Below are 6,750 nucleotides of genomic sequence, written 5' to 3' on the forward strand. Positions count from 1 at the left end.
CCTTTTCTCGAACCTTAATTTCAAAGTCCAAGAAATGGGATGCAGTTCAAATGCGTGAAAACGCTCATTTAAGTCTGTCCCCAATCAACATATCGCTCAAAAGAAAAAGCCTCCACAGGTTTCCCCGCAGAGGCTTTCGCTACAAGAACTATTTGTCGGCGTCGGTGTTGCCGTCAGCGTTGACAGCATTGCCATCACCGGCATCATCGGATGCGGCTTCGGCATCCTCCTGCATGGCCGCCTGCGCAAAGGCCGCAGCATCAGCCGCCAGCTCCTCCTCGCTCATGCGAGGCGAGCACTTCTTGGTCGGCATGCCGGCCGCCTTGGCGTTGCGCTCCTCCTTGGCCGCCAGGATATCGCCCTCGCGCTCAAGGTAAGCATCCCACTCGTTGTCGAGCAGGGCGTTCACGGCGTCGCCTTCGACGGTCTCGCGCTCAAGCAGCACCTTCGCCATCAGATCGAGCTGATCGCGACGGGCATCCAAAATCTCGACCGCACGGCGATGGGCTTCGCGCATGATGCGCTGAACCTCGATATCGATGCGGCGCGCCGTCTCCTCGGAATAATCCTGGTGATCGGCGTAATCGCGGCCCAGGAACACCTGATGCTGCGCCTCGCCAAACACCTGCGTGCCCAGTTCCTCGCTCATGCCCAGACGCGTGACCATCTCGCGCGCCATCTTGGTCGCGCGCTCCAGGTCGTTGCTCGCGCCCGACGTGATGTCGTCGCACATGAGCTCCTCAGCAACGCGACCGCCCAAGAACACGGCAAGCTCATCGAGCATCTCGTTCTTGGTCTTGAGGAAGTGATCCTCCTGCGGAAGCTGCAGTGTGTAGCCCAGAGCCTGGCCACGGCTGACAATCGAAATCTTGTGAACCGGATCGGAGTGCTCCAGGATATGACCCACCAGGGCATGACCGCTCTCGTGGTAGGCAATCGTGGTGCGCTCGGCTTCGGTCATCACGCGACCCTTGCGCTGCGGTCCGGCAATCACGCGCTCCATCGACTCCTCGACCTCGTCCATCGAGATCACGGAACGATGGCGGCGAGCGGCCAGCAGCGCAGACTCGTTGAGCAGGTTCGCCAAATCGGCACCAGTAAAGCCAACGGTCATCTGGGCGAGCTTCTCAAACTTAACGTCCTCGTCCATCGGCTTGTTCTCAGCATGCACGCGCAAGATCTGCTCGCGGCCCTTCACGTCCGGACGGTCGACCGTAACCTGACGGTCAAAACGACCGGGGCGCAGCAATGCCGGGTCCAGAATATCGGGGCGGTTGGTCGCGGCGATCAGGATGACCGACTCGCTTTCCTCAAAACCGTCCATCTCGACCAGCAGCTGGTTGAGCGTCTGCTCGCGCTCGTCGTGACCGCCGCCCAGACCGGCTCCGCGCTGACGTCCCACGGCATCGATCTCGTCAATAAAGATGATCGACGGAGCCTGAGACTTGGCCTCCTTAAAGAGGTCACGCACACGGCTGGCGCCGACACCCACGAACATCTCGACAAAGTCGGAACCCGAGATGCTAAAGAACGGCACGCCCGCCTCGCCGGCAACGGCCTTGGCCAGCAACGTTTTACCGGTGCCCGGAGGGCCCACCAGCAACACGCCACGCGGGATCTTGGCGCCCAGCTTGCGATAGCGATCCGGATCGCTTAAAAAGTCACGGATCTCCTCGAGCTCCTCGACCGCCTCGTCCACGCCGGCAACGTCCTCGAACTTGACCTTGGGACGCGTAGCCTCGTTGGTCTTGGCATTGGTCTTGCCAAACTGCATGTTCCTATTATTGGCGCCCATCATCTGGCGCATAAAGTAGAACATGATGGCGATCAGGGCAATCGTCGGCAGCACACTCATCGCCAAGTCGCCCCAAAAATCGGGGTCGTTGGTGTTGACGATGTACTTGGTGTCGGGGTGCTCCGCCATAAGCTCGGCAAGCGAATCGGAGCCGACATAGGTCGAGGAGAAGCTCTTGAGCTCGCTCGTATCACCCTTGTCCTTTTTCGTCTTCCAGTAATGACCCGCCACGCTTCCGTCTTGAACCGTATAGGTCAAATCTTCAACGCGATCCTGCTTAATGGCGCTCACCATCTCGCTCGTCGCAAGCTTAACGGTATTGCTGGAATTGGCAAAGCCGGAGCCCATGTTAAAGAAGGCGTAGCCCAGAAGCGCGCAAGCCAAAATAAAATACAGCCAGCCCGTACGCGCGGGCTTCTTGCCTCCGGGCATCCCCGGGATCTTAGGCTCCCGGGGAGTCTGGGAATTGTTATCGTTACGGTCGTCGGGCATCTTACGAATAAACCTCCGGTTTCAAAATGCCCAGATACGGAAGGTTACGATAGCGCTCGGCATAGTCGAGGCCGTAGCCCACCACAAAGGCATCGGGGCAATGGGTTCCAACATACTTGGGCGCGACGGCCGAGGTACGGTCCTCAACGTCCTTCCACAGGAAGGCGGCAACCTCCAGCGAGGCGGGCTTGCGGCTCTCGAGGTTCTTCATCAGATACTTGAGCGTCAGGCCCGAGTCCAGAATGTCCTCAACGATCAGCACGTCGCGACCGCGGATGTCGATATCCAGGTCCTTAATGATACGCACGATGCCCGAGGACTTCACACCGTCGCCATAGCTCGAAACAGCCATGAAATCGATGTTGGTCGGCAGCTCGATCTTGCGCATCAGGTCGCCCATAAAGACCACGGCGCCGCGCAGGACCGCAATCAGCACCAGATCCTTACCCGCGTAGTCGCGAGTAATCTGCTCGCCTAGGCGAGAGACGATACCGTCGATATCCTCCTGCGTAAACAGAACCTTCTCGATATCCGGATGTTGAGAAGCCATGACAACCCTTTCTTGTGCTTATCGCCCACGCACCGCCGCATGGACGCGAACTACACATTCTAGCAGCGCACGGGGTATATTTACCAGCACGTGCGCCATCAGCGCGGGAATACCGTCAACGTCGCACAGAATAGCTGGCGCGAAGCGCTATTCCGCATCGACCACACGAAGCAGATATGCCACGCGCGTTGCGGCCGTGCATTTAAAACGCTCGTCCGCGCGAACGCCCGCGACCCATACTACGGCACCTCCCGGAGCCGTTCTTACCACGGGTACGCCAGAGCGGTCTGAAACAGGAATGCGCGCCTCGTTTAACAGGTCTGACACTTTCTTGCTTCGGCCGTTCATCCCCAACGGGCACATCACGTCTCCCGGCACAGGGCTATCCACCCACAGGCGCGCCGATCGTGCCTCGGTGGGAATCTCCCCGCGCGAGCCGGCTAACATCCGCTCGCTATCGCGGTCGGCAAACCCCAGGGCCGCCGCATCCACCAAGGCCGCAACCTTTCCGGCAGCAGCAAGCTCGCGGGCACGGTGCACGATATCGCACCCCGGCTCCACAGCCATCGGCTCCGCTGTCAGCATATGCCCCGCCCCCAGCGGCAGACGACCGGGAACGGAGATCCAATCGGCCACTAAACCCTCGCGCGCCGCCGGGGCCTTGAACGCCAGCGTGCCAAACTCCACACGGGCATCAATTCCCGCAGGAAGCGTAACCGAGCCCGAGCCCGCAGCGACGCAGGCGAGCACGCGCTCCACGTGCCGCATCTCCGGTCGCGCGTCGGGATCGATGCGCTTAATCGCCAATCGCACGATACGCCGTGCAATCACAACCTCAGCGGCGGCAAGACGGCGCGCATCGAGCACAAGTGCGCCCGCCGCTTCCTTGCGCAGGCAGCTTCGAAACGCCTGTGCCGAAAGCTGGGAAAGAAAGGCGTCTTCGTCGCCCAGAATTTCGCAAGCGGCGCCAATCGTCTTACAGACGCTCGCGTTGCGCTGTGCCACCACCGGCATCACCCGATGGCGTACATAGTTGCGCAGGTACGAAACGTCCTCGTTGCTTTCATCTTCCCGCCATGGCTGACCGTGCACCTGCAGATAGCTCACGAGTTCATCGTGCGTGAGGTCGAGCAAGGGGCGAACCACAATGTTCCGACGGCGCGGAATGCTCGATAGACCCGCGGGACCCGACCCTTTAATGGCATTCATCAAAAATGTTTCCGCGCGGTCCGACGAAGTATGCGCGGTACAGATACGAGCCGCCGTCCGCGGTGCGCCCGATTCGGCACAAAGTTCGCGAACGTATCTCCGTGCCGCGGCATAGCGCACCTCGCGAGCCGCAGCCTCGATATTGCCCGATTCGTCATCAAAATAGGCATGCTCAACACACAGCGGCAAACCGTATTGTGCGCACAGGTCACGTACAAAGGCCTCGTCGCCATCGGATGCCTCCCCGCGCAGATGATGGTTTACATGCAGCACGTGCAATCGCTCGCGCGCAATGGGAGCGACGCCGCGCCCGTCCTGGATATCCAGCTTTGATGTGCAAGCCATAAGGAGCAGCGCCGTCGAGTCCGCACCGCCTGATACCATAAGCACTACGGGGGCAGCGGCCTGCCGCGTTGCCAGGGCGCTCTTATCCGTCCTCGGCGCGGCATGATGTCCATAGTGCTGAGATACCGTTGGCATTCGCTTCCTCCTCTATTCGTCCGCACTCATTGTATCCTTTGGAATCTTATGTCTCGCCTGCACCTTCATATCCTCGGCAGCGGCTCAAAAGGCAACTGCGCACTCGTCGAGGGACCTCAGGGGCTCATCATGATCGACAACGGCCTGTCCCGCCGCGAGACACTTAAACGCATGGCGGAGCTTGGCCTCTCGGCAGACGACGTCGCCGCTCTTGTAATCACCCATGAGCATGGTGACCATATCAAGGGGCTCGATGTATGGTGCAAGCACTGGCATGGTCCCCTCTTTGCCAGCAGGGACACCCTTTCATGCAAAGAAAACCTCACGCGCCTGCCCGTAGAGGAATTTGACCCCGGCGACACGCTCCCCATTGCCGGCATCCACGTGCAAACCTACTCAACATCGCACGATGTCATCAATCCTGTCGGCTATCGATTTAATGCTCTCGATGATTCCATTGGGTTTGCCACCGACACCGGAGAGTTATCGAGCAAGGCCATAGGCATCCTCAAAGACTGTCGAGTTCTCGCGCTCGAAAGTAACCACGATGTAACTATGTTGCGCGAAGGAGCGTACCCCCGCTTTCTTCAGGAGCGCATCCTGGCCACAAAGGGGCACCTCTCCAACAACCAGGCCGCCGAAGCCGCGCGCGAACTTGTTACCGATCGCACCGAACAACTCATCGCCATGCACATCAGCCAGGACAATAATCGTCCAAGCCTTACCGTCAAAAGCTATGCCAACGCGCTTGATGCAAGTCTCGATGATGAACTCGGCAGTTCTGCCACCCGTCTTCAAGGGCCACGGAAGCTCTCGATACGCCCTGCAAGCCAGTATCAACCGACAACCATTCAATAGCCCCTCAAGACAACAAAGGGGGGCTGGGAATCACTTCCCAGCCCCCTTAACTCATACTCTCGATTGAAGCAGAGCCATCGTTAGTCGATGGAGATCTTCGTAACGTTCTTCTTCTCGACAATCTTGGGAACCGTAACGGTCAGGATGCCGTCAGCATACTTAGCCGAAAGGCCCTCGCTCGAAGCGTCCTTCAGATACACGCCGCGCGTCGCGCTGTACGAGCTAAACTCCTTCTGCAGGAAGTTCTTGCCCTCGTTCTCCTCGTCCTCCACAACGTTCACGCTAATCGACAGGCGACCCTCGTTAAGCTCAACATCGATATCATCCTTAGCGACGCCGGTCAGATAGGCCTTGACCTCATAACCATCGCCCTTGTCCTCGACATCAACGGGGAACGCCTTGGAAGCAATCGAGTTGTTTGCAAGATCGGTCATATCATCAAACAAATCGAACAGCGAGCTAGCAGAAGGACGAACGCCAAAAACCGAACGATAAGGAACCATGCTTGCCATGTTTACCACTCCTTTTAAGGACTGCCGAGTCATCTTCTAGGTGACTGAGACTTCTTTTGACGCTCTTATATATGCCCACCCAGTGCTCATATATACATCGACTATAAAGTTTTTTGAGTCCAGTACTATAAGCATATCTAAGTGTGTATGACTCAGGTCTTAGTAAGGTTAAGGTTCTTTGAACCAGAGCTTAAATAAGAAGTATGTTCGCAGCTACAAATAACAAGGGGCTTACAATGAGCGCGTACACGTTGTTGGTAACGAGCTAAAGGGCATCATGGACGACCAAAACCAGAACAATATGTTTATGCCGACGCAGGGCGAAGATACTTCTACGCAGCCGCCACGGTTCCATCGCCCCCACATCTCGCAAGAGCCCATTAATGATCCTGAGCCCGATTATGTGACGAGAAATCGATATCAAACGCTCGAGGATGCCCAAACGGGACGTAAACATATGGGCGTTGCCTCGGGAGACCCTGTATATCTGAAAGACGCACCATTATCTAAAAACAGCGCAGCTAGCGATGAGCCGATGAAAGCATCCGCCGCTCATCAACAAAGAGGGCCTCGACCCAAGCAAACCTTGACGCATTCGGCTCGCTATCTCGAAACGCCAAAACAGGGAAAATCAATCTTCGTTTCGTCAAGTAAACGACGCAAGCAGCATCAGCTGACAATTCTGCTTTTGACCATTGCGGCCATAGTAGTTGCCCTTGTTATACGATTTATTTTCTTTAAATAAAGGCTCAATACCGAAAACAACAAGATCGTCTGGTGTAATTGAGTCATTTACGCCCCGTAAACGCAAAAAAGGGGGAGGCCGCGAGGCCTCCCCCTACTTCAAGTCTTGC

At 57.4% G+C, this 6,750-nt stretch carries 6 protein-coding genes; 2 read left to right on the forward strand and 4 right to left on the reverse strand.

From position 1 onward, the window contains the following. Window positions 1-148: 148 nt before the first annotated feature. From ftsH to tilS, 3 genes are all read right to left on the reverse strand, one after another. Window positions 149-2,227: an ATP-dependent zinc metalloprotease FtsH gene (gene ftsH, locus DW754_RS10535; RefSeq protein ID WP_255413529.1), complete on the reverse strand. Its 2,079-nt coding sequence runs from the start codon at window positions 2,225-2,227 to the stop codon at window positions 149-151. 61 nt (window positions 2,228-2,288) lie between these two features. Continuing rightward, the gene (hpt, locus tag DW754_RS10540; RefSeq protein ID WP_117736950.1) at window positions 2,289-2,837 is read right to left on the reverse strand and encodes a hypoxanthine phosphoribosyltransferase; all 549 of its coding nucleotides are present in this window, start codon (window positions 2,835-2,837) and stop codon (window positions 2,289-2,291) included. A 147-nt stretch (window positions 2,838-2,984) separates the two neighbouring features. Further along, on the reverse strand, window positions 2,985-4,526 hold the full coding sequence (gene tilS, locus DW754_RS10545) for a tRNA lysidine(34) synthetase TilS (RefSeq protein WP_192934564.1): 1,542 nt from the start codon (window positions 4,524-4,526) through the stop codon (window positions 2,985-2,987). A 48-nt stretch (window positions 4,527-4,574) separates the two neighbouring features. On the opposite strand from tilS, the gene DW754_RS10550 reads away from it, so the two are divergent. Next, window positions 4,575-5,384, forward strand: a complete 810-nt coding sequence (locus DW754_RS10550; protein ID WP_117759863.1) for an MBL fold metallo-hydrolase — start codon at window positions 4,575-4,577, stop codon at window positions 5,382-5,384. An 80-nt stretch (window positions 5,385-5,464) separates the two neighbouring features. Here the strand turns inward: DW754_RS10550 and DW754_RS10555 are convergent, their stop codons facing one another. Next, window positions 5,465-5,896, reverse strand: a complete 432-nt coding sequence (locus DW754_RS10555) for an Hsp20/alpha crystallin family protein (protein ID WP_055251783.1) — start codon at window positions 5,894-5,896, stop codon at window positions 5,465-5,467. Between the two features lie 277 nt (window positions 5,897-6,173). Between DW754_RS10555 and DW754_RS10560 the strand changes: the two genes are divergently transcribed. Beyond that, window positions 6,174-6,641: a hypothetical protein gene (locus tag DW754_RS10560; RefSeq protein ID WP_117629859.1), complete on the forward strand. Its 468-nt coding sequence runs from the start codon at window positions 6,174-6,176 to the stop codon at window positions 6,639-6,641. Window positions 6,642-6,750 lie beyond the last annotated feature (109 nt).

Source organism: Collinsella sp. AM29-10AC (assembly GCF_003469085.1).
Lineage (GTDB): Bacteria > Actinomycetota > Coriobacteriia > Coriobacteriales > Coriobacteriaceae > Collinsella.